The 20,694-nt window shown below is 55.5% G+C and carries 17 protein-coding genes and 1 pseudogene; 5 read left to right on the top strand and 13 right to left on the bottom strand.

What is annotated here, in order from left to right; genetic code table 11:
• Positions 1-245 precede the first annotated feature (245 nt).
• The 6 genes and pseudogenes from nrfG to nrfA all read right to left on the bottom strand — a co-directional run bounded on the left by nrfG (position 246) and on the right by nrfA (position 6,878).
• Positions 246-977, bottom strand: coding sequence for a heme lyase NrfEFG subunit NrfG (nrfG, locus tag OGV67_RS18870; protein ID WP_369701134.1), 732 nt, complete (start codon positions 975-977; stop codon positions 246-248).
• Positions 978-3,189 (bottom strand): annotated as a pseudogene (gene nrfF, locus OGV67_RS18865) (heme lyase NrfEFG subunit NrfF).
• An 18-nt stretch (positions 3,190-3,207) separates the two neighbouring features.
• Positions 3,208-4,164 (bottom strand): cytochrome c nitrite reductase subunit NrfD, encoded by a 957-nt coding sequence (gene nrfD / locus OGV67_RS18860; protein ID WP_115615247.1) that lies wholly within the window; start codon positions 4,162-4,164, stop codon positions 3,208-3,210.
• Entirely contained in the window at positions 4,161-4,832 is a 672-nt protein-coding gene (nrfC, locus tag OGV67_RS18855; protein WP_012134582.1) for a cytochrome c nitrite reductase Fe-S protein, read from the bottom strand. Before nrfC ends, nrfD begins: the two co-directional genes overlap by 4 nt.
• Positions 4,829-5,395: a cytochrome c nitrite reductase pentaheme subunit gene (nrfB, locus tag OGV67_RS18850; RefSeq protein WP_071257227.1), complete on the bottom strand. Its 567-nt coding sequence runs from the start codon at positions 5,393-5,395 to the stop codon at positions 4,829-4,831. Before nrfB ends, nrfC begins: the two co-directional genes overlap by 4 nt.
• A 46-nt stretch (positions 5,396-5,441) precedes the next feature.
• Positions 5,442-6,878 (bottom strand): ammonia-forming nitrite reductase cytochrome c552 subunit, encoded by a 1,437-nt coding sequence (gene nrfA, locus OGV67_RS18845; protein ID WP_012134584.1) that lies wholly within the window; start codon positions 6,876-6,878, stop codon positions 5,442-5,444.
• Between the two features lie 435 nt (positions 6,879-7,313).
• Here nrfA and acs point away from each other — a divergent pair, with 435 nt between their 5' ends.
• The 3 genes from acs (at position 7,314) to actP (ending at position 11,369) form a co-directional block, all read left to right on the top strand.
• Positions 7,314-9,272, top strand: a complete 1,959-nt coding sequence (gene acs, locus OGV67_RS18840; protein ID WP_012134587.1) for an acetate--CoA ligase — start codon at positions 7,314-7,316, stop codon at positions 9,270-9,272.
• A 136-nt stretch (positions 9,273-9,408) separates the two neighbouring features.
• A complete protein-coding gene (locus OGV67_RS18835) occupies positions 9,409-9,723 on the top strand; it encodes a DUF485 domain-containing protein (protein WP_071257223.1) in 315 nt (104 codons plus the stop codon).
• Positions 9,720-11,369, top strand: coding sequence for a cation/acetate symporter ActP (actP, locus tag OGV67_RS18830; protein ID WP_012134589.1), 1,650 nt, complete (start codon positions 9,720-9,722; stop codon positions 11,367-11,369). Before OGV67_RS18835 ends, actP begins: the two co-directional genes overlap by 4 nt.
• Positions 11,370-11,408: 39 nt before the next feature.
• Here actP and OGV67_RS18825 read toward each other — a convergent pair whose 3' ends face one another.
• Both OGV67_RS18825 and OGV67_RS18820 read right to left on the bottom strand, forming a co-directional pair.
• Positions 11,409-12,098 carry an LrgB family protein gene (locus OGV67_RS18825; RefSeq protein ID WP_012134590.1) on the bottom strand — a complete coding sequence of 230 codons (690 nt, stop codon included), beginning with the start codon at positions 12,096-12,098 and terminating at the stop codon, positions 11,409-11,411.
• Positions 12,091-12,501, bottom strand: coding sequence for a CidA/LrgA family protein (locus OGV67_RS18820; RefSeq protein ID WP_012134591.1), 411 nt, complete (start codon positions 12,499-12,501; stop codon positions 12,091-12,093). The genes OGV67_RS18825 and OGV67_RS18820 overlap by 8 nt, the downstream gene beginning before the upstream one ends.
• A gap of 103 nt (positions 12,502-12,604) precedes the next feature.
• Here OGV67_RS18820 and OGV67_RS18815 point away from each other — a divergent pair, with 103 nt between their 5' ends.
• Positions 12,605-13,492 (top strand): LysR family transcriptional regulator, encoded by an 888-nt coding sequence (locus OGV67_RS18815; protein WP_012134592.1) that lies wholly within the window; start codon positions 12,605-12,607, stop codon positions 13,490-13,492.
• 99 nt (positions 13,493-13,591) lie between these two features.
• Here the strand turns inward: OGV67_RS18815 and OGV67_RS18810 are convergent, their stop codons facing one another.
• The 4 genes from OGV67_RS18810 to soxR form a co-directional block, all read right to left on the bottom strand.
• The gene (locus tag OGV67_RS18810; protein WP_012134595.1) at positions 13,592-15,238 is read right to left on the bottom strand and encodes a Na+/H+ antiporter; all 1,647 of its coding nucleotides are present in this window, start codon (positions 15,236-15,238) and stop codon (positions 13,592-13,594) included.
• A gap of 152 nt (positions 15,239-15,390) precedes the next feature.
• Positions 15,391-16,740: a guanine/hypoxanthine transporter GhxP gene (gene ghxP, locus OGV67_RS18805; RefSeq protein ID WP_024130830.1), complete on the bottom strand. Its 1,350-nt coding sequence runs from the start codon at positions 16,738-16,740 to the stop codon at positions 15,391-15,393.
• A 324-nt stretch (positions 16,741-17,064) separates the two neighbouring features.
• Complete coding sequence (locus OGV67_RS18800; RefSeq protein ID WP_012134597.1) at positions 17,065-17,733, bottom strand: glutathione S-transferase family protein; 669 nt, start codon at positions 17,731-17,733, stop codon at positions 17,065-17,067.
• Positions 17,734-18,051: 318 nt separating this feature from the next.
• Positions 18,052-18,510, bottom strand: a complete 459-nt coding sequence (gene soxR / locus OGV67_RS18795) for a redox-sensitive transcriptional activator SoxR (protein WP_012134598.1) — start codon at positions 18,508-18,510, stop codon at positions 18,052-18,054.
• Positions 18,511-18,596: 86 nt separating this feature from the next.
• Here soxR and soxS point away from each other — a divergent pair, with 86 nt between their 5' ends.
• A complete protein-coding gene (gene soxS / locus OGV67_RS18790; RefSeq protein ID WP_012134599.1) occupies positions 18,597-18,920 on the top strand; it encodes a superoxide response transcriptional regulator SoxS in 324 nt (107 codons plus the stop codon).
• 2 nt (positions 18,921-18,922) lie between these two features.
• Here the strand turns inward: soxS and pdeC are convergent, their stop codons facing one another.
• Positions 18,923-20,509: a cyclic di-3',5'-guanosine monophosphate phosphodiesterase PdeC gene (gene pdeC, locus OGV67_RS18785; protein WP_012134600.1), complete on the bottom strand. Its 1,587-nt coding sequence runs from the start codon at positions 20,507-20,509 to the stop codon at positions 18,923-18,925.
• Positions 20,510-20,694: the final 185 nt, after the last annotated feature.

The raw sequence follows: 20,694 nt of genomic DNA, 5'->3' as shown, positions 1-20,694 counted from the left end.
TTTTTAACGCGCATAATCAGTACCATTTGCATGGCATACTGCGCAACCCTTTCAGAACAGGGCATCTAACTGATTTTATGCATAATAACGCGAGTTTATCGCGATCATCATGAATAACTATTTGTTATGGAAAGATTTTTATTTCCTCAAAAACGAATAATACCTTTCTGGAATTATTTTAACGCCACCGTTCATTCGCTTACTTTTTAAACAGCAAAAACGACACAAATCACAAAAAAACAAAATTATTTCTGACGATTCTGCAACAACTTCGCCATATTAATAGCGTCAATGAGTTGCACGCGATTAACCCTTGGCGAGTTCAAATCCAGTAATTTTTGCCAGAATGCGATGGCCTGCACATAATCAGCCTGCATAAACGCATCAGCGGCCAGCAGCATTAACGCGGTGACTTCCGAAGCATCAAGCGCCAGCGCTTTATCGATCATTTCACGCGTTTCCGGCGTCATATGCTGCCCGGACTGGTAATAGCGCACCGTCGCCAGCGCCGAATAGATCTCCGCGTTCTCTCCCCGCAGGCGCAGCGCCTGCTGATACGCCAGCAGAGCATTGTCATAGGCATTACGCCAGAGGTAGTACTCGCCCAGCGTCGCCCACTGCGCGCTGTCCTGTGGGTTTGCGCGAATCGCCGCCTGCAACGTCAGTAACTGCTTTTCCGCCGTCGGTTCATCGGTAAACGCCCGCAGCGGATCGGCCAGACGCTGCTGTTCCTGGCGAACGGCCTGCCATTTTGACGACGCCAGATAGCCGCCGACGCAAGCCATCACCATGACGATCGCAACGGCCAGCAGCGCTTTCACCGGCAGCGGGCGCGACGGCGCGTCCGAAGCCACAGGCTCCGCCAAATCATGATGCAATTCCTGTTGTAGCTGCGCCGCGTCCTGACCCGCCAGCGCCTGCTGCGCCTGGCGCTGGCTGTGACGCAGCAGCAGTACGCTCACCTGATGCAGACTCATTCACTCCCCCTCCTCTTTACGCTGACGCGCTATCACTCGCCACAGCGCCACGCCCACCAGCAGCAACAGCAGGAAAGGCAGCGCCCACAGCAGCAACGTTTGCCCGGTTAGCGCCGGGTTGTAGAGGACAAACTCACCGTAGCGTTCGGTCATCCAGGCGGTGATTTCCTCTTCGCTTTTACCTTCCGCCACCATGGTATAGACCTGATGGCGCATACTGACCGCTACCGGCGCGTTGGATTCCAGCAAGTTTTGATTCTGGCATTGCGGGCAGCGCAGCTGGCTGGCAATAAATAGTGATTTTTCCTGCTGTTGCGCGTTTTCAAAGCGCCAGGTGTCCACAACCTGGGCATACGTTGCGAAGGTGATGAAAAACAAAATGATAGCCAAGAGTAAACCTATTCTGCCGGATGGCGCTGCGCTTATCTGGCCTACAATGTGTTGCGCACCCCGTACGCCGCCATCCGGCAACGCGTTGATTAATTTACTCATCACGCTTCCTCCCACGCCAGCCGCTGAGCGCCGCGCCTGCAATCATCAACAGCCCTCCGCCCCAGATCCAGCGCACGCCGGTCTGGACATACAGACGCATGGCATAGCGATCCTGCCCGGTTTTTTCGCCCATTACCGCATACCAGTCATGCAGCAGATTCCAGCGAATCCCCGGCTCCATCATCTGCTGACGGCGCGCCGCGTAAAAACGCCGCTCTGGCGTGACGCGCCCGATGTGCCGTTTATCCTGCTCAATGGCGATCTGCGCTTTCTCGGTGGTGTAATTGCCTTTCGCCTCCAGATCGAGACGTTCAAAACGAAACGTGTAGCCTGCCAGTTCCACCTGCTCTCCGGGGCGCAGATTAAGGCTGATCTCGTGCCGACTGCCGCTGGAGAAAATAATCCCGGCGGCGATAATCAGTACGCCGGTGTGCGCCAGCAGCGCCGGAAGCTGGCGGCGCACAGACACTCTCCGGCTTCTGATTGTCGCCAGTACGATAACTAACAGCATCAGCAGCCCAAACGGCAGCGTGGCGCGATTAAAATAGGGCGCGCCGACGGAGAGGCGCCCCCAGCCGAACAGGCCGTAAATCATCGGATAGAGCGTCCCGATAAGCACAATCAGCAGCACGGCGCTAAAAAGCAGCAGCGCGGCCAGAATCATCATCTCCCGCGACCAACTGCCAAAACGCGCATTCTGGCGGACTTGCTGGCCTCGCCACGCGTACAACCCGAGCGACGCCAGGCTCAACACGGTAAACAGCGCGAACAGCGGCACCGCACGCACGTTATCCAGCGCAAAGGCATGGACAGAAACCAGAATGCCGGAGCGCACAATCAGTGTGCCCAGCAGGGATAAAATCAGCGTCAGAATCGCCAGCAGCAAAGACCAGTGGCGGAAGATGCCGCGCCGGCGGGAAACGAACAGGCTGTGCAGTAGCGCGCTGGCGGAAAGCCAGGGTAATAAAGAGGCGTTTTCCACCGGGTCCCAGAACCACCAGCCGCCCCAGCCCAGTTCGCAGTACGCCCACCACGACCCGAGAATGATGCCCAGCGTCAGCGCGCACCAGCCGGGGAGCGCCCAGCGCCAGCAGACCCAGGCAGTGGCCGCGCTAAAGCCGCCGCGCAGCAATGACGCCAGCGCAACGCCCGCTGCGACCATCAGGCCGCCATAGCCCAGATAAAGCAGCGGTGGATGGAGAATCAGCCCCAGGTGTTGCAGCATCGGATTGAGATCGCGCCCCTCAATCGCGGGCGGAAAGATACGCACGAACGGGTCCGACCAGACCACGACAAACAGCAGCAGCAGGGCGGTCATCATCGACAGAATACAGAGCGTTAGCGGAAAGAGCGCATCGCGCTCGCCTTTGCACCGCCAGGCGAACAGCGCGCTCCAGCCGGAAAGGAACAGCACCCACAGCAGCAGCGATCCTTCATGACCGCCCCACACCGCCGCCAGTTTTAATCCCCACGGCAGCAGGCTGTAGCTATGCTGTGCAACGTAGACAACCGAAAAATCGCTGGTAAGAAAGCAGAAAACCAGAATAGCGAACGCCAGTAATAACAGCGCGAATTGCGCCAGGACGCCGATTATCGCCAGACGTCTGATGCCCTGCCAGCGCTGGCGCAACCCCACCAGCGTGGCAAGTGGGGTCAACACGTTGACCCCAAGACTCAGTAATAATGCCAGAAAACCGGCTTCAGGAAGGAATACGTCCAGAGATCACCCTGCCTAAGCTCACGCGACCGTTAGCTGTCCCGCATAAAGAATGAAAAAGCGCAGCAGCAGGACACCGGTCAGGCTGGCGCCGCATACCGCCAGCACGCCGTGAAACGTCGAACTGCGATTCGCCCAGGGCTTCAGCAGCATTGGCACAATCAGCCCCAGCCCCGCGACGCCAAGCCAGAACCACCATGTCCAGAATCCGCCGCCCAGCGCCGCAGTCAGCGCGCGCATTTTACCGTCATCGCCCAACGCCAGCCCAACGAAGAACGCCGCCAGCAGGAAGATTTCCAGCCAGACGACCGGCGTTTCCATGCGATGCACAAAATGCGCTTCAGTGCTGTGCGGATTGCTGCGATGACGCAAGGCCATCGCAATCAGCGCCACCGCCGCCCCGGAAGAGATCCCCGAGAACAGGAACAGCACCGGCAGGATCGGGTTATTAAGGAACGGATAGGACTTCAGCGCCGACAGCAGGAAGCCGGTATACGCCCCCAGCAGTACCGCCAGCACCAGCATTACCGTCTCAAGCAGGCGATGGAACGGCGTCAGCAACGTCAACGCTTTTTGCACCATCCCCAGACGCGGCAACCAGCGCTGTTGCAGGGCAAGCACCTCTTTTTCAAAGATTTTCGCCAGCCACAGAACCAGCACCACCATATAGAGCTGGAACAGCATGACGCCCATCGACATCACCGACGTGAAGCTGTAGTGGAACATCAGTTTCCAGAAGGTCCACGGACGCGTCAGGTGAAAGATCAGGATCAGCAGACCAAGAATAATTGCCCCCGGCCCCACCACCAGCGTCGTACGCAGCAGCGTGCTGTCCGCCCCGCCCGCTTCCGGGTGAATGCGGCGCAGCAAAATAGCCAGCGTCACTAACCCGGCAGAAATACCAATCAGAAACAGATAGATGGCGATGGGCCAGTCCCACACCAGCGATTCAAAATGGAAAGCAGAAGCGTGCGTCATTGGCTCACCTCCCCAAATTTAAAGGGAACGCGGTAGACCTTCGGTTTCGTACCCAGCGCCAGCTTGTAGCGGTAGGTGGTTTTCTGCCGCAGCAGACGAGAGATGTCGCTGTTGGGATCGTCCAGGTTGCCAAACGTCAGCGCCTTTGTCGGGCAGGACTCGACGCAGGCGGGCAACTTACCCGCTTTCAGGTTGGTTTTCCGGCAGAAATCGCACTTATCCGCCGTCTTGCTGACCGGATGGATAAAGCGTACGCGGTAAGGACACGCCGCAATGCAATACTGGCAGCCGACGCACAGATCCGGGTTCACATCAACGATACCGCTGGCGGCATCGCGGAATGAGGCCCCGGTCGGGCAAACGTCAACGCAGGGCGCATGGTCGCAGTGCTGGCACGAATGACGGAAGAATTGATACTTCACGTCAGGAAACGTCCCCTGCGGCTCGCTGCGGATAATCGTCAGACGCGACACACCCTCCGGCACCTGGTTCACTTCCCGACAGGCATCCATACAGGCGGTACAGCCGATGCATAATGACTCATCATGCACCATGCCGTAACGCACGCCGTTGATATTCAACGTTTTCGCCACCACGCGTCCTGCTGTTCCGCTGACCGCCACCAGCGCGCCGACGCGGGTGATAAACTGGCGACGAGAGCAACTCATGGATGCTCCTTAAGCAAGGGAACGGACGCCGGGTTAAAGTGCGGATTGGTGCGCTGATCGCTGTGGCAATCGACGCAAATCTTAATCCGTCCTTTCTCATTGAGCGTCTGCATCGTATCTTGCTGTGGATGCAGCGAGTGACAGCTGGCGCACGCCACTTTGGTCACATGGACATCATGCGGCCAGAACGCTTTTTGCAGCTGCTCAGGCAGGTGGCAGGACATACAGACGCTGTTCTGCTGCTCTACCGTATACATCGGGTCGTTAAAGCGCATCACATCTTTCACCCCTTCGCGGTGTTTAGGCGATGGCTGACCGTGACAGTTGGTGCACGTAACCGGCAGCTTGTTGTTCGGGTTAACGACAGAAGCGTGCTTACCGTGCATACCCTCGGTATCCGGCTTGTGGCAATCCAGACAAGCAGCATCTGGATTACGCTGCTGGGTGACCGTCCAGCGTTGCTCTGAGCCCTGCGGCGTTGGGGTAGCGGTTATCCCACACAGGCTCCAGAACAGACCTGACGCCAGCACCCCAGCAGTTAATAACGAACGTAATACGCTCATATTCACTCCGTTGAGTTATCCGCCTCTTACGAGGCGGAATGTGGGGTTATTGGCTTAACAGACCGTTTTTACGCGCCTGATCTTCCCATTGCGGAATCACCGTCTTGATGAAGTCCTGCTTCTCGGCGTTGATTTGCTGCATGTTCAAACCAATCGCTTTCTGGGCTTTCTCTTTGGTGGAGATATCCGGCAGCGGGATTTCATGAGTGATGCCTTTACTGCCCAGCAGACGCACCAGTTTGGTACGGGCATCCGCCGCTTTATCCATCGCGCCGCCCAGCATACGCAGACCTTCATCCGGGGCATGCATATGGATGCCGTGCGAGGCAATCGCCAGATCCCAGCGCCACTGCGCATGACGGATATCGTCCAGAATCGGTTTCATTTCCGCTTCTGTCGCGCCCGCATCCCACGCGGCTTTCGCTTCGAAATGCGCGTGTACTAACTGATCTTCAACCTTGATTTTCAGGTCATGAATCGCCTGTTTACGCTCAGCAACCACTTTTTGCAGGGAGGCTTTATCCTGGGTGTGGCAGTTGGCGCAGGTCTGGGCGAAGTTATCAAACGGGTTGCCAATCTTATGGTCGGTGTAGAGTTTGCCTTCGGCGTTTTGCACTTTCGGCATGTGACAATCAATACAGGTCACGTTGTTCTTGCCGTGAATGCCCACGCTCCAGGTTTCATATTCCGGGTGCTGCGCTTTCAGCATTGGCGTTTTCGACAGCGGGTTTGTCCAGTCAGAGAAGGCGATGGCGTCGTAATATTTCTCCATATCCTCGACTTTTGTTCCCTCATCCCACGGGAATTTGACGGCTTTGTTTTTACCGTCAAAGTAGTACTCCACATGGCACTGCCCGCACACCATAGATTGCTGGTCAAAACGACTGGCTTTATCAAACGGTTTGCCGATGGTTTCCATCGCGCGCTCGGCATAAGGACGGGAGAGCGTTAACGCCGGTTTGCCTTTGGCGAAATCGTCTGAGGCGGTGTTATGGCAGTCGGCGCAGCCCAGGGCATTGACGATTTCCGGGCCGCCGCGCGCCCATTTACCGTGGAAGTAGCCGTCTTCGCCATCTTTCTGGATCAGACGCGCCACATCCGGGCTTTTACAGCTCCAGCAGGCCATCGGCAATGGGCCATCTTCGGCATTTTTCGGTGCGCCGGTACGCAGGGTTTCACGCACATCGGTAACCGCATAAGCGTGCCCGCGCGGCTTATTGTAGTCACGCGAGAAGGGGTATCCCGCCCACAGGATCACCAGACGTGGGTCTTCTGCCAGCGCATCTTCACGCGTTGACTGTTCTGACGTCGCTTTCCATGAGAGATATTGATCGGGATGCTGAGGGGCGAAGGTTTCATTCTTCGCTTCAACGGTGACGGTCTTTGCGGGAACGGACGTTTGTTCAGCGTATACAGAGGAAATGAAAAAAAACGGTAATATCAGGCTGAAGAAACGGCGTGCGCGTAATATTGTCCTTGCCATAGAGGTCTCATCCAGATTGCGCCATTGCCTTCAATGGCGGTTCTTTATTTTGTTTTTCCACAACAGCAACCGCACGAATACTGTCATGACATTGCTCCCCTCTATGTGTAACAAAAAACCACATTAAAAATGTTGTCTTTAATCAATTGTAAGTGCATGTAAAATACCACTTTAGAGTTATACCACCCTCCTTAAACCTACTCCTTTCGTTAGCATTCGACGCGGATCACTTTTTCAACAACTCGCCTGTAACTGCATGTTATCGCGGGTATTAATCCATTTTTGCGAGATTCCTTCAAAAATCACTTTGCCGTTTATTTGCACAGTTCCGTTATTGCGTGATCTGCCGCGCAAATACTAAACAAAACTGCCAAAGCCCCTACATTTAACTTTTGTGAGACATATTATTAACATCTTACAAGGAGAACAAAAGCCATGAGCCAAATACATAAACACGCTATTCCCGCAAACATTGCGGATCGTTGTCTGATAAACCCGGAGCAGTATGAGGCGAAATATCAACAATCTATTAACGAGCCAGATACCTTTTGGGGTGAACAGGGAAAGATTCTCGACTGGATTACACCGTATAAAAAAGTGAAGAACACCTCCTTTGCGCCCGGCAACGTGTCGATTAAATGGTATGAAGATGGCACGCTGAACCTGGCGGCAAACTGCCTTGACCGCCATCTGCAAGAAAACGGCGACCGTACCGCCATCATCTGGGAAGGCGATGACGCCACCCAGAGCAAACACATTTCATATCGCGAATTGCATCGCGATGTTTGTCGTTTCGCCAATACGCTGCTGGAGCTGGGCATTAAGAAAGGCGACGTCGTGGCTATTTATATGCCGATGGTGCCGGAGGCGGCGGTGGCGATGCTGGCCTGCGCGCGCATTGGCGCGGTGCATTCGGTGATCTTCGGCGGCTTCTCGCCGGAAGCGGTTGCCGGGCGAATCATCGACTCCAGCTCACGTCTGGTGATCACCGCCGATGAAGGTGTGCGTGCCGGACGCGGCATCCCGCTGAAAAAGAACGTCGATGATGCGCTGAAAAACCCGAATGTGAACAGCGTTGAACATGTGGTGGTTTTAAAACGTACTGGCGGGAAAGTCGACTGGCATGAAGGCCGCGATCTGTGGTGGAGCGACGTGATTGAGAAATCCAGCGCTGACCATCAGCCGGAAGAGATGAATGCGGAAGACCCACTGTTTATCCTCTACACCTCCGGTTCAACCGGCAAGCCAAAAGGCGTGCTGCATACCACCGGCGGCTATCTGGTCTATGCCGCCACCACCTTTAAGTATGTCTTTGACTATCACCCGGACGATATCTACTGGTGCACCGCAGACGTAGGTTGGGTGACCGGGCACAGCTACCTGCTGTATGGGCCGCTGGCCTGCGGCGCAACCACCCTGATGTTTGAAGGCGTGCCAAACTGGCCGACGCCAGCGCGGATGGCGCAGGTGGTGGATAAGCACCAGGTTACTATTCTCTACACCGCCCCAACCGCTATTCGCGCTCTGATGGCGGAAGGCGATAAGGCGATTGAAGGCACCGATCGCTCTTCGCTGCGCATCCTCGGTTCCGTCGGCGAACCAATCAACCCGGAAGCGTGGGAATGGTACTGGAAGAAGATCGGTAACGAAAAATGCCCGGTAGTGGACACCTGGTGGCAGACCGAAACCGGTGGATTCATGATCACGCCGCTGCCCGGCGCGACTGAACTGAAAGCCGGTTCCGCCACGCGTCCGTTCTTTGGCGTACAGCCCGCGCTGGTGGATAACGAAGGCCACCCGCAGGAAGGGGCGACCGAAGGCAATCTGGTGATTACCGACTCCTGGCCGGGTCAGGCGCGTACCCTGTTCGGCGATCACGAGCGTTTTGAGCAGACCTACTTCTCTACCTTCAAAAACATGTATTTCAGCGGCGACGGCGCGCGTCGTGATGAAGATGGTTACTACTGGATCACCGGGCGCGTCGATGACGTACTGAACGTTTCCGGCCATCGTCTGGGCACGGCGGAGATTGAATCCGCGCTGGTGTCGCATCCGAAGATTGCCGAAGCCGCGGTGGTCGGTATTCCGCACAACATCAAAGGCCAGGCCATCTACGCCTATGTCACGCTGAATCACGGCGAAGATCCGTCGCCGGAGCTGTATACCGAAGTACGCAACTGGGTACGTAAAGAAATTGGCCCGCTGGCAACACCGGACGTGCTGCACTGGACAGACTCACTGCCGAAAACGCGTTCCGGCAAAATCATGCGCCGTATTTTGCGCAAAATCGCAGCGGGCGATACCAGCAATCTGGGCGATACCTCAACTCTCGCCGATCCTGGCGTGGTCGAGAAACTGCTCGAAGAGAAGCAGGCCATCGCAATGCCTTCATAACCCTAACCGTGAAATGCCCGATGGCGCGCTGCTTATCGGGCCTACAGGTTCAACATCGCTTGTAGGCCCGATAAGGCTTCAGCCGCCATCCGGCAAAATAAAAAAATCCCCCTACCTTATCTCTGGAGACTCTGTGATGAATGACAATATTTATCAACGGATAGAAGACAGTGCGCGTTTCAGGGAGTTAGTCGAAAAACGGCAACGGTTTGCCACCATCCTGTCGGTCATCATGCTGGCGGTTTATATCAGCTTTATTTTACTGATCGCCTTCGCGCCGGGCTGGCTGGGCACCCCGCTACACGCCGGCACCAATGTCACCCGGGGTATTCCAATTGGGGTGGGCGTCATTCTGATCTCCTTCATCCTGACCGGTATTTACATCTGGCGGGCGAATGGTGAATTCGACCGTCTTAACAAAGCCGTACTGCACGAGGTTAAAGCATCATGAAGAGAGTCCTGACGGCGCTTGCCGCCACACTACCCTTCGCTGCAAACGCAGCGGATGCCATTAGCGGTGCAGTAGAACGCCAGCCAACCAACTGGCAGGCAATCGTCATGTTCCTGATTTTCGTGGTGTTTACGCTCGGCATCACCTACTGGGCCTCTAAACGCGTTCGTTCACGCAGCGACTATTACACGGCAGGCGGGAATATTACCGGCTTCCAGAATGGGCTGGCGATCGCCGGCGACTATATGTCCGCCGCGTCGTTCCTCGGGATTTCCGCTCTGGTGTTCACCTCCGGCTACGACGGGCTGATCTACTCCCTTGGCTTCCTGGTGGGCTGGCCTATCATTCTGTTCCTGATCGCCGAGCGCTTGCGTAACCTGGGTCGCTATACCTTTGCCGACGTCGCCTCTTACCGACTGAAACAGGGGCCGATCCGCATTCTGTCTGCCTGTGGTTCGCTGGTGGTCGTGGCGCTTTACCTCATCGCCCAGATGGTGGGGGCAGGTAAACTGATCGAGCTGTTGTTCGGTCTGAACTACCACATTGCGGTGGTGCTGGTGGGCGTTCTGATGATGATGTACGTCCTGTTCGGCGGCATGCTGGCAACGACATGGGTACAGATTATCAAAGCCGTACTGCTGCTGTTCGGCGCCAGCTTTATGGCGTTCATGGTCATGAAGCACGTCGGCTTTAGCTTCAACAACCTGTTCACCGAAGCGATGGCGGTACACCCGAAAGGTTCAGCCATTATGAGCCCGGGTGGTCTGGTCAACGACCCGATCTCCGCGCTGTCATTAGGCCTGGGGCTGATGTTCGGTACGGCAGGCTTACCGCACATTCTGATGCGTTTCTTTACCGTCAGCGATGCCCGCGAAGCGCGTAAGAGCGTGTTCTACGCCACTGGCTTTATGGGTTATTTCTACATCCTGACCTTCATTATCGGCTTTGGCGCGATCATGCTGGTCGGCGCGAACCCGGAGTATAAAGATGCCGCAGGCGCGTTAATCGGCGGCAACAACATGGCGGCGGTTCATCTGGCGAACGCGGTAGGCGGCAACCTGTTCCTCGGCTTTATCTCTGCGGTAGCCTTCGCAACGATCCTGGCGGTCGTGGCCGGTCTGACGCTGGCAGGCGCATCGGCGGTATCTCACGACCTGTACGCGAACGTGTTTCGTAAAGGCGCGACCGAACGCGAAGAATTGCGGGTATCGAAAATTACCGTACTGGTGCTGGGCGTGATTGCCATCATTCTGGGTGTGCTGTTTGAAAACCAGAATATCGCCTTCATGGTCGGCCTGGCGTTTGCCATCGCGGCGAGCTGCAACTTCCCAATCATCCTGCTCTCCATGTACTGGTCGAAGCTGACCACGCGCGGCGCGATGATGGGCGGCTGGTTAGGTCTGGTGACGGCTGTCGTGCTGATGGTTCTCGGCCCAACGATTTGGGTGCAAATCCTCGGCCACGAAAAAGCCATCTTCCCGTATGAGTATCCGGCGCTGTTCTCCATCAGCGTTGCCTTTATCGGGATCTGGTTCTTCTCCGCTACCGATAATTCTGCGGAAGGTAATCGCGAGCGTGAGCAGTTCCGCGCCCAGTTCATCCGTTCCCAGACCGGGTACGGCGTTGAGCAAGGCCGCGCGCATTAATTCAGTGCACTCCTCCGGCCCCCGGGTCGGAGGACAACATCAGAACATCACTTTTGCGACCAGCGGCGCCGCCAGCACCATCATCACACCGGACAGCATCATCACCAGACTGGCGACGACGCCCTCCTGCTGACCCAGTTCATACGAACGCGCCGTACCGGCCCCATGTGATGCCGCGCCAAACCCGGCCCCTTTTGCCATTCCTTCACGAATAGACAGGCGCAAAAACAGCGCATCGCCAACCGCCATCCCGAACACGCCGGTCACCACCACAAAGAGCGCCACTAAATCCGGCTGACCGCCCAGCGGCTCTGCCGCCGCCAGCGCAAATGGCGTGGTGACGGAACGCACGGCCAGGCTGCGCTGAATCTCATCCGGCAGCGTAAACAGGCGCGCCAGCCAGACGGAACTGGTGACCGCCACCACGGTTGCCGTTACCACGCCCGCCGTCAGCGACATCCAGTGGCGTTTAATGATGGCGAGATTATCGTAAACCGGAACGGCAAACGCGATGGTCGCCGGGCCTAACAACCACAGCAGCCAGTGCGATTCGCCAATGTAGTTCTGCCAGGAGATATGGCCAAACACCAGTATCAATACCAACAGCGCGGGCGTGAGCACCAGCGGCATCAACGGCAGCTTACGAAAGCGACGATACAGCCGCTTATTGACGAAATAGATCCCCAGCGTGATGACCAGGCACAGTACGCTTAGCTGAAAATTACTCACGGTTTACCCTGCTCATCTCATAGCGGTATACGTTATCCACCACCCATGCGGTTGCGCCAAGCACCATCAGCGTGCTGATCGCAATCACGGCGAAGATGCGCCAGCCGTCCATCAACAGCAGTTGCGCATAGTTAACGACCGCCACCACGGCGGGGACAAAGAACAGCAGCATTTCCGCCAGTAGCCAGCGTGCGCCCGCACGAACCCAGTTAAGCGGGATCACCCGACAGACAATCAGCGCCAGCATCAACGCCATCCCAACCAGATTGGCGGGAAGCGGCAGATGCAGCCATGAAACAAGATATTGAGCAAAAACAAATAAACCTGCATACAGCAGTACCTGAACCGGTATCTGGAGTCGTTGCATAACAGCAGGCGTAACGCGGCTTATCGCCACAGCCATGAGGGAATGTCCTGAAAAATAAAACGGAACGCCAGTATAGAGAGCGCCCGTCCACTACTGAAATGAATTAAACTCATTGCAGGCATAGTCTTAAGGAATAATCATGGATATCAGAACGCTGCGTTATTTTGTCGAGGTGGTGCGCCAGCAGAGTTTCACCCGCGCAGCGGAGAAGTTATTTGTCACTCAGCCCACCATCAGCAAGATGCTGAAGAATCTGGAAGATGAGCTTAATTGCACGCTGCTGATCCGCGATGGGCGACGTCTGCTGCTGACGGATACCGGGCGCGTGGTGTTCGAGCGCGGCCTGGCGATCCTCGCCGAATTTCGCCAGCTGGAAGCAGAGCTGGGCGATATCAACCATCTCAATAAAGGGCTGCTGCGGCTTGGCATCCCGCCGATGGTCGGCATGCTGATGGCCGGGCCGATTAGCCTGTTTCGCCAGCGTTATCCGGGTGTGGAACTGAAGATTGCAGAATTTGGCGGCTTGACGGTACAGCAGGCGGTAATGAACGGCGAGCTGGATGTGGCGATGACCGCGCTGCCGGTGGAGGAAGAGAGCGGGCTGACGACCTTGCCGCTGTTCAGCCACCCGCTATGCGTGCTGGTGCCGCGTTCTGGTAAGTGGATGGCGTGCGAGTCGATTTCCCCCGAAGCGCTGGCGGAGCATCCCCTGCTTATCTACAACGAAGATTTTGCGTTGAATCGCCAGTTGATGCGGCTTTTTAAGCAGCATGATGTGAAGCCGCGTATTGCGGTACGCAGCGGTCAGTGGGATTTCCTGGCCGCTATGGTGCAGGCCGGCGTCGGAATTGCGATTTTGCCGGAGCCGATTTGCCAACGGCTGGATAAACAAACCCTGCGCTGGCTCCCGCTGGAGAGTGATTTACGCTGGCAGTTGGGCATGATCTGGCGCGAAGGCGTTTATTTGTCCCACAGCGCCAGGGCGTGGTTGACGTGTTGCGAAGGGTTCTGGTTAACGCAGGAATAACGCCTCGCTCGCCGGATGGCGGCGCAAGCGCCTTATCCGGCCTACGGGAATGCATTTTGTAGGCCCGGTAAGCAAAGCGCCACCGGGCGATACGGGTGCTTACTGATTCTCGATCAACAATGCTTCCAGCAAATCCAGGTCATGCAGCAGTTTTTGCAGGGTTTCGTTACTGATCTCACGCGTCGCGCGCAGGTGGTACAACTCTGCACGTTCCGAGCGTAGCGCCGCCAGGCGGAAGCGCCGTTCAAGGTTCTCTTCCTGCATTGAGCTTTCCACATCGTTACGCCCATCGGCGCGGCGACGCAGGTTACCAATCACGCGGGAGCTGACCTCGGTGAGCAACTGGTTATCGATGTTCTCTTCGGTATCCGCCGCCAGACGCTCTTCCATCTTCTGAATCGCGACAATCGCCACTTCCGCCGTGGCGGCGCGGGCGATTCGCTCCTCTTTCTGCTGCTGTGAGTGATCGCCCACTTCCAGATGTTGCAGCAGAATCGGCAGCATCACGACCCCCACAAACAGCGAGAACAAAATCACGCCCGCCGCAAGGAATACCAGCTCATAGCGCGCCGGGAAGCCGTTACCATCCGGCAACAATAGCGGGATAGAGAGCACACCGGCCAGCGTAATCGCCCCGCGTACCCCCGCAAAGGAGGCGATGAGGACTTCACGCATCGTCCAGGCGCCAAACTCCATCGGCTTTTTCTTCAGGAAGCGATTACTGAAGTTCTTCATCGTCCACAGCCAGCCAAAGCGCACCAGCATCAGCGCGGCATAAATCAGCACGATATCGGTGAACAGCATCCAGGTTTCAACGTTGGGATCGGCTTCCGCCGCCACCAGCGACGACTCCAGAATCCCTGGCAGTTGCAGACCCAACAGCAGAAAGACCATGCCGTTAAAGACAAACTCCAGCATCGCCCAGGTGCTGTTGGCGCGCAGACGCATCGCCAGCGGCGCGCGACGCATAACGCCGGAGCGGGTGATGGTCATCCCGGCCGCCACAGCGGCAAGAATGCCGGATACGCCGATATGTTCCGCAATCAGGTAGGAGGCGAACGGCAGCAGGAACAGCAAGACGATTTGCGTCGCTGGCTCATCCCCGCCCCAACGGCTCAGGAAACGCAGGGAGCGACCGTATAACCAACTGACGACAAAGCCCGCCAGAATACCGCCCACTGCGACTTTAAAGAACTCCACCGTCGCCCCGCCGACGGTAAACACCATCGTCCCCATCGCCACTGCGACGGCAAATTTCAACGACACCAGGCCGGACGCGTCGTTCATCAACGCCTCGCCTTGCAGGATGCCCATAATTTTCTTCGGAATGCGCCCCTCGCCGACAATGCCGGAAAGCGCAACCGCATCGGTCGGCGACAGCACGGCAGCCAGCGCGAAGGCCGGTATCAGCGGAATACCCGGCACCAGCCAGTAAATCATAAAGCCAATTCCGACCACCGTGACCAGCACCAGCGCCAGCGCCAGGCCGAAAATCTCTCGCCCATGTTCGAGAAACTCCCGGGTCGGCGTTTTCCAGCCATCTGCGAACAACAGCGGCGGAATAAACAGCACCAGGAACAGTTCAGGGTCAAATTCCACATGCAAACCAAACGTCGGCCATGCCAGCAGCGCGCCAATGGCGATTTGCATGAGGGGTAAAGGAAGCTGGAAGGGCAATACACGAGTAAATACCCCCGACAGCGAGACCACAAGGGTCATGATGAGTATTGTGAAGAAGATTTCCATGCGTTCCCTGTTTGCGATATTTCTTATGTTTTAAAACGTGAGGCGTCGTGCCTCAATTCTATCTTCCTCAGAGTAACGCAAAAGACAACGGGATGTGTCCTGAAAATAAAAACGGGCGGCAAAAGCCACCCGTTTTTAGAGGACGCCAGGAATCAGATAGCCCAGCCGCCCGCATAGAAGGCGACCAGCGCTACGGCAATCACCACGGTGCCGACGTTCAGCTTACGCCATTCGCCCGACACAATGCGGCCGATCACCAGCGTAGCAAAACCAATCATAATGCCGGTTACGATGTTGCAGGTCAGGACGATAAACACCGCCGTGATCAGACCCGCCATCGCATCCACAAAGTCAGCGAAGTCGATTTTCGCCACGTTGCTCAGCATCAGCAGGCCGACGTACATCAGCGCGGGCGCGGTCGCGTAGACCGGAACCAGATAAGAGAGCGGAGAGAGGAACAGGATCAGCAGGAACAGGACGCCGACGGTGATCGCCGTCAGACCCGTTTTACCGCCTGCCGCCGTACCCGCCGCCGATTCAATGTATACCGCCGCAGGCGCTGCGCCAACCAGACCAGAGAACACGCTGCTCAGGGAGTCGGTGGTCAGCGCTTTGCCGCCATCGATAATCTGCCCGTCTTTATCCAGCAGGTTCGCCTGGCCAGCGACCGCGCGAATCGTGCCGGTGGCGTCGAAAACAGCGGTCATCACCAGCGCCAGCACGCTCGGCAGGACGATCGGGTTCAGCGCGCCCATAATATCCAGGCTGCCAATCAGCGAGTTGCCGTGTTCATCACTTAAAGACGGCATAGCAAAAAAGCCGGAGAAATGGACGGATGGATCGAAGATCAAACCCACAACCGAAATACCAATAATGGTCAGCAGAATGCCGCCCGGCACCTTCAGTTTTTCCAGGCCGATAATGACCGCCAGACCAATCAGCGACATGATAACCGGGAAAGAATCAAAGTTACCCAGCGCGACCGGCAGACCGTCCAGCGGGTTCTTAATCACCAGACCCACGCCATTCGCGGCGATCAGCAACAGGAACAGGCCGATACCGATGCCGGTGCCGTGCGCCACGCCATGCGGCAGATTGCGCAGGATCCAGCTACGGATACCGGTCGCCGAGATGATGGTAAACAGCACGCCCATCAGGAATACCGCACCCAGCGCAACCGGAACGCTAATGTGCTGACCCAGCACCAGGCTAAACGCGGTGAAGGCGGTCAGCGAGATGGCGCAACCGATAGCCAACGGCAGGTTCGCCCACAGACCCATAACAATAGAACCGACGCCAGCCACCAGGCAGGTCGCCACAAATACGGCGGCAGGCGGGAATCCGGCTTTACCCAGCATCCCCGGAACCACGATAACGGAGTAGACCATCGCCAGGAAAGTCGTTAATCCGGCAACCACTTCCTGACGGACGGTGCTTCCACGGTGTGAAATTTTAAACCAGGCGTCGAGTGAACCGCCGGTACGCGCTGAAGGCGTAGACATAGAAAACATCCCCTGAGAGTTTATTTTTCGTCGAGTATGCGTGGTGGACAATCCACTGCCAGCGAAACGTCATCTCCTTGTGCTACGTTTGCAACAATAAGGGGTGTCGCAAAAAAGCAAACGTTTAACTCCGCGCATACAAAACGGGTAGTAAAAAAAGCAAACGATTATCCAGCGATAATACGGGGCTTTTCAACTAAACTTTGCGGCTTTTTGCTTATTTCTTTTCATCACGCTCAATAAATCGCCAGTCGATGCGCAAACGTTATCGTCAATGCGCAATCTGATAACATTTTTTCTCGGGCGGACGACTGACACATCCGTCTATCCGCCAGGGATCTCAAAAGGACCGCCTTGCTGGATAGCCCTTTGCCACGCCGGGCGCATCTCTACGCGCTTCTTCCAGGCGCTAATGTGCGTCAGGTCGTTAATTCCGCCTCGGCTCAGTAACGCAAACAGAGGAAAACTCATCTGGATATCCGCCATGCTGATATGTTCCCCGGCAAACCAGGGCTGCGCGGCAAGATGCGCATCAATGTAGCGCGCATGCGTCTCCAGTTGCGGGTTGAGATACGCTTTTTGCACGCCCTGCCCCAGAATGCCGCCCAGCGTGCGTAACCCAAATGGCACCGGCGGTTTACCCAGGCTGACAAACACCAGTTTCATTAACAGCATTGGCATTAACGAGCCTTCCGCATAATGCAGCCAGAACCGATACTGCCGTTTTTGCCGGGCATCGGCAGGTTTAAACTGCCCTGCGTGGTCATAGGTTTCCTGCAAATACTCCAGGATGGCGCCGGATTCGGCGAGGATCTCACCGTTATCTTCAATAACGGGCGATTTTCCAAGCGGGTGGATTTTTTTCAGCGCCGGTGGCGCAAGCATGGTTTTTTCACGCTGGTAGCGAACAATCTGGTAGGGCAGCGACAGCTCCTCCAGCGCCCAGAGCACGCGCTGGGAACGAGATTGATTCAAATGATGCACCGTCAGCATGGCTGTCTCCTGTTTTTCATTCAAATTAACTATAGAAAAGAGCGAGAGATGGCGTAAAAATTTCGGCTAAAAAACAGACAATACACTGGCAAACGGGCGGGCATGGCATACAATTACAGTATCAACACAAACCGGAACCTCCACCACGTGCTCGACTGAGGGGTGTTGATGTCGGGGGAAACCCTCCCGTGAACCAACGGGATAGAGCGAAAGACAAAGACCGGAAACAAACTAAAGCGCCCTTGCGGCGCTTTAGTTTTATGCGCGGCGATATGGCGCTCGCTTATCCGGCCTACGCGCGTCCCGGCGAAACGACATTTAATCATCTTCCAGCAATCGCGCCCCTGTTCCCTGCGTGCCAAGCTGATCGCCTGGGTTGCGCAGCGGGCAATCGCTACGCGACAAACAGCCGCAGCCGATGCAGCCGTCCAGTTCATCACGCAACGCCACCAGAGTATGAATACGTCTGTCCAGCTCCTCGCGCCATTGCGAAGAAAGCTGCTTCCACTCCTTTGCGCTCAGCGTATGCCCCTCAGGCAATACGCCAAACGCTTCGCCAATGGTCGCCAGCGGAATGCCAATACGTTGAGCAATCTTGATGATCGCCACATAGCGCAGCACATCGCGCTTATATCGCCGCTGATTGCCGCTGTTACGGACACTGCTGATAAGCCCTTTGCTCTCATAAAAGTGCAGCGCCGATACCGCCACACCGCTACGTTTCGCCACCTCACCCGGCGTCAGCAGGGACTTTATACGCGGTAATTTCTTTTCCATAAATCGCTTTACCTCAAGTTAACTTGAGGAATTATACTCGCCCGCAGACAAAACGACGAATCGAACACTGAGAAAGAGGCAGCAATATGTCCCATCAGCAGATAATTCAGACCCTTATTGAATGGATTGATGAACATATCGACCAACCGCTGAACATTGATGTGGTCGCAAAAAAATCAGGTTACTCGAAGTGGTATTTACAGAGGATGTTCCGCACGGTGATGCATCAGACGCTGGGCGACTATATTCGTCAGCGCCGACTCCTGCTGGCCGCCGTAGAGCTACGAACGACCGAGCGCCCCATTTTTGATATCGCGATGGATCTGGGATATGTGTCGCAACAGACATTTTCGCGCGTCTTCCGCCGCGAGTTTGACCGCACGCCCAGCGACTACCGTCATCGTCTGTAACCTTACTGCCCGCGCTGCATCAGGAGTGCGGGCGACTGTTGCAGCCACTGAATAAACGCCTGCGGCGGCATCGCCTTCGCAAAATACCATCCCTGACAATACTGAACGCCGCGCTTGAACAGCCAGTTCACCTGATCTGCCGTTTCCACGCCTTCGGCAATGGCCTTCAGGTGTAAGCTTTGCGCCATTTCGATGATATGTTCCGCGATCAGATGGCTGGTGCTATTGGTGGTCAGCGTATCGATAAAGGATTTATCAATCTTCAGAATATCGACATTCAATGAATACAGGTTGTGCAGGTTTGAATACCCTGTTCCAAAATCATCAATCGCCACTTCAAAACCCGCCTGACGAAATGCCTGAATAACCGGCGTGGTTTTCGGCACGTCAATAAAGCCGCGCTCCGTCACTTCCACCTTAATTTGTTGCGCAAGAACGGAATGCTGGCGGGCTTTCTCCGCAATTAACGCGATAAGCCGGGAGGAGTGGAAATCAGAAGCGGAGAGATTAATAGAGATATAAAGATGAGGTTGCGAGGCGAGAAAATGTCCCAGATCGTTGAATACTTCTTCCACCACGTAATCGGTAATCTGTGCAATCATCCCCTCTTTTTCAGCCAGCGGGATAAACTCTGCCGGGCTCATCACCTGCCCTTCAAAACCAGGCCAGCGCAATAGCGCCTCCGCCCCCACGCATTTTTCATTTTGAATATCAATAATGGGCTGATAATAAAGACGCAGTTGACGTTTATCGATCGCTCGCTGCAACAAACGGCGCGGTGAATGATATTCCTCGCGCGTACGCGACCACATCAATAACACAATGATGCTACAGATAATGCCTAACGGCAGCGTTAACGTCGCCTGATGGTACAGGTTCTGATAGAAACGCGCGTTATCAGTGGAAACAATTATCGCGATCGGACGTTTTTCTGAATGGGCAATGGTATAGAAGCGATTATTTTGCTGAAAGGTAGATTCATCACGGTGCAGCAACGGTAATAATTGCTCGACGTTTGCCTGTTCGCTCACGGAGAAAAAGGAGTTCGTCACCGTGTCATATACGCCCCAGGCCAGAGTGGGATCGTCTGACATCACCTCGCTGTAAGACAACGGATTTATTACCGCGACATAGTGTCCTCTTTGCATATACGTCATTTTGTAGCCAGCAAAGAACGGCGTATCACGATAGTAATAAATAGAAACGTCTGGTTCTCGTTTATAATCTGCGGCAGGGATAATATAAGGACTGGCAGGCGCCATTACCGTAGAGCATAAAAAATGATCGTCTTGCGCATAAATTAACTCGCTGATATACAAACGACCACGAATAATATCCTGCATTCGTTTTTGATGCGCAGGAGTACAGGCTTTTCCCTGATACTGCTGTATCGCGTCGCGGGCCAGCTCCACCTGCTGGACAACCAGTTCCGTTTTTTCTAATGCCAGCTCGGCAAAAGAGTGCAGTTGATTACGGGTTTCAGACACCGCCCGCATGTGGGCAAACCATAGCGCCAGCATCACGGGGAGTAATACCACCATGATTGTTCCAAGGAATCTCAGCAACTTTCGTTGCGCGCTATGATTCATTTCGGCCCTGTATCCCTGAATTGTCTGTGCCTGTCATCATCAAGGCGGATGCTATAACAAACAGGTGATTACGTTGCATGAATTAAGCGACATTAGCAACAGACTTTTCCTGGTAAAAGTCTGATATTGACGGATGACGATAATATTTTCCCGTAAGGCAAACTTAAAGTTATGCTTATTTTTAT

The organism is Citrobacter sp. CK188 (assembly GCF_030333525.1).
GTDB classification, from domain to species: domain Bacteria; phylum Pseudomonadota; class Gammaproteobacteria; order Enterobacterales; family Enterobacteriaceae; genus Citrobacter_B; species Citrobacter_B koseri.
Note: the sequence above shows the minus strand (reverse complement) of the source record. Positions and strands in the feature narration are given on the sequence as shown.